The sequence below is a fragment of the Arthrobacter sp. Y3221157 genome (genome assembly GCF_059089865.1).
This window is the reverse complement of record NZ_JBNHFD010000179.1, coordinates 1-2,039: the sequence shown is the minus strand read 5'-3', so window position 1 is coordinate 2,039 and position 2,039 is coordinate 1. Positions and strand designations below refer to the sequence as shown.

At 67.7% G+C, this 2,039-nt stretch carries 2 protein-coding genes and 1 pseudogene; 2 read left to right on the top strand and 1 reads right to left on the bottom strand.

The annotated features are described in order from the left end of the window. Nucleotides 1-375: pseudogene (locus tag AC5RTT_RS20445) on the bottom strand (hypothetical protein); the annotation flags it as partial. 282 nt (nucleotides 376-657) lie between these two features. Between AC5RTT_RS20445 and AC5RTT_RS20440 the strand changes: the two are divergent. Next, nucleotides 658-1,785: an L-talarate/galactarate dehydratase gene (locus AC5RTT_RS20440; protein ID WP_494146692.1), complete on the top strand. Its 1,128-nt coding sequence runs from the start codon at nucleotides 658-660 to the stop codon at nucleotides 1,783-1,785. 10 nt (nucleotides 1,786-1,795) lie between these two features. Continuing rightward, nucleotides 1,796-2,039 (top strand): winged helix-turn-helix domain-containing protein (locus AC5RTT_RS20435; protein ID WP_494146691.1); only part of this gene is annotated, 244 nt, incomplete at its 3' end.

Genomic DNA, 2,039 nt, shown 5'->3' with positions numbered 1-2,039 from the left:
GGGAGGTGTCCCCTCGACGTGGGGTGCCTGCCCGGCTGCAGCCGCTTCCCCCGCCTGAGCGGCGGCGGCCTGCGCCTTGGCCTCGGCTTCGGCCTTCGCCTCAGCTTCGGCCTTCGCCTCAGCTTCGGCCTTCGCCTCAGCTTCTGCTTTCGCTGTGGCGGCAGCCTCTTCCGCAGCCTTCCTATCGGCCGCAGCCCTGGCCCTCTCGGCCGCCGCCAATTGGCTAGTGCCCACTGCAGCGGAAGCGGCGGCGGTGCTGGCTGTGGCCTTGGCTTGCGCCGGGTCTGCGGTTGCCATGGGGTCGGGTGCGGTGCACGCGGTTGTCACGAACAAAGCAAAAAGCGTACCGGTGGCCAGCAGATGATTCCTGCGCATGGAAACGAAGCCTCTTCATGGGAGTGCGGAGCGGCAGGCCTCGAGAGGTTCCCTGCCTGGAACGGTTTCCGGCCTGGGAACGCAGGGCACCCCCTTGGGGGCATAGCACGCAGAAGCAGCATGGATGCTTCGCCGGGCGTGTGCTCCGACCGGTGACCTAAACGTTACATTGCACTGCCGGAGCTGGCCAATCGGCCCACGGCTGTACTTGTAGTACAAGTTAGTCACTTGTATCCTAGGAAGGTGGGCGATGGCGCCCAGCAACCCCCACTAGGAGAATCCATGAGCACCGTCGACCTGATCCGGCACGTCAAACTGTCCACCGCCCGCCTTCCGCTCGCCGTGCCCATCAGCGATGCCAAGGTGTTCACCGGCCGCCAAAAGCCGATGACGGAAGTGGTCTTCCTCTTCGCCGAAATCACCACCGAACAGGGCCACACCGGCCTCGGCTTCAGCTACTCCAAGCGCGCAGGCGGCCCGGCCCAGTACGCCCACGCCAAGGAAGTCGCCGAGGGCATCATCGGCGAGGACCCCAACGACATCGGCAAGCTCTATACCAAGCTCCTGTGGGCCGGCGCCTCGGTGGGCCGGTCCGGCGTCGCCACCCAGGCCCTCGCCGCCATCGACATCGCCCTGTACGACCTCAAGGCCAAGCGCGCCGGGCTCCCCCTGGCCAAACTCCTCGGCTCCTACCGCGACTCCGTCCAGACCTACAACACCTCCGGCGGCTTCCTGAACGCCACCCTCGAGGAGGTAAAGGCCCGCGCCACCCAGTCCATCGAGGAAGGCATCGGCGGCATCAAGATCAAGGTGGGCCTGCCGGACAGCAATGAGGACCTCCGCCGCGTGGCCGGCATCCGCGAACACATCGGCTGGGACGTCCCCCTCATGGTGGACGCCAACCAGCAGTGGGACCGCGCCACCGCACTGCGCCTGGGCCGCCGGCTTGAGGAATTCAACCTCGTCTGGATCGAGGAACCCCTGGACGCCTACGACTTCGAAGGCCACGCCCACCTCGCGCAGGTGCTGGACACGCCCATCGCCACCGGCGAGATGCTCGCCTCCGTGGCCGAGCACAAGGGCCTCATCGCCGCCAACGGCTGCGACATCATCCAGCCCGACGCCCCGCGCGTCGGTGGCATCACCCAGTTCCTGCGCCTCGCCGCCCTCGCGGACGAACGCGGACTCGGGCTCGCCCCGCACTTCGCCATGGAGATCCACCTGCACCTGGCTGCGGCCTACCCGCGGGAGCCGTGGGTGGAGCACTTCGACTGGCTGGACCCGCTGTTCAACGAACGCCTGGAAACCAAGGACGGCCGGATGATCGTTCCAGACCGCCCGGGACTCGGGGTCACCCTCAGCGACCAGGCCCGCGCCTGGACCACCGAATCCGTGGAGTTCGGCGCGTAACCTTGAAGCCATGAGCCGGAACCTCACCGCGGACCTTGCCGCCGACCTTCGCAACCGCATCGTTGACGGCATCATCCAGCCCGGTGAGAAGCTGCCCAGCGAAAATACGCTCATCAGCGATTTCGGCGTCAGCCGCACCGTGGTGCGCGCCGCCCTCACCCGCCTCCAGGCCGAGGGACTGGTGGAAACCGAACGTGGCCGCGGCAGCTTCGCCCTTACTCCGCCCTCGGACGGGCCCGCGGCTGCGCCGGGGG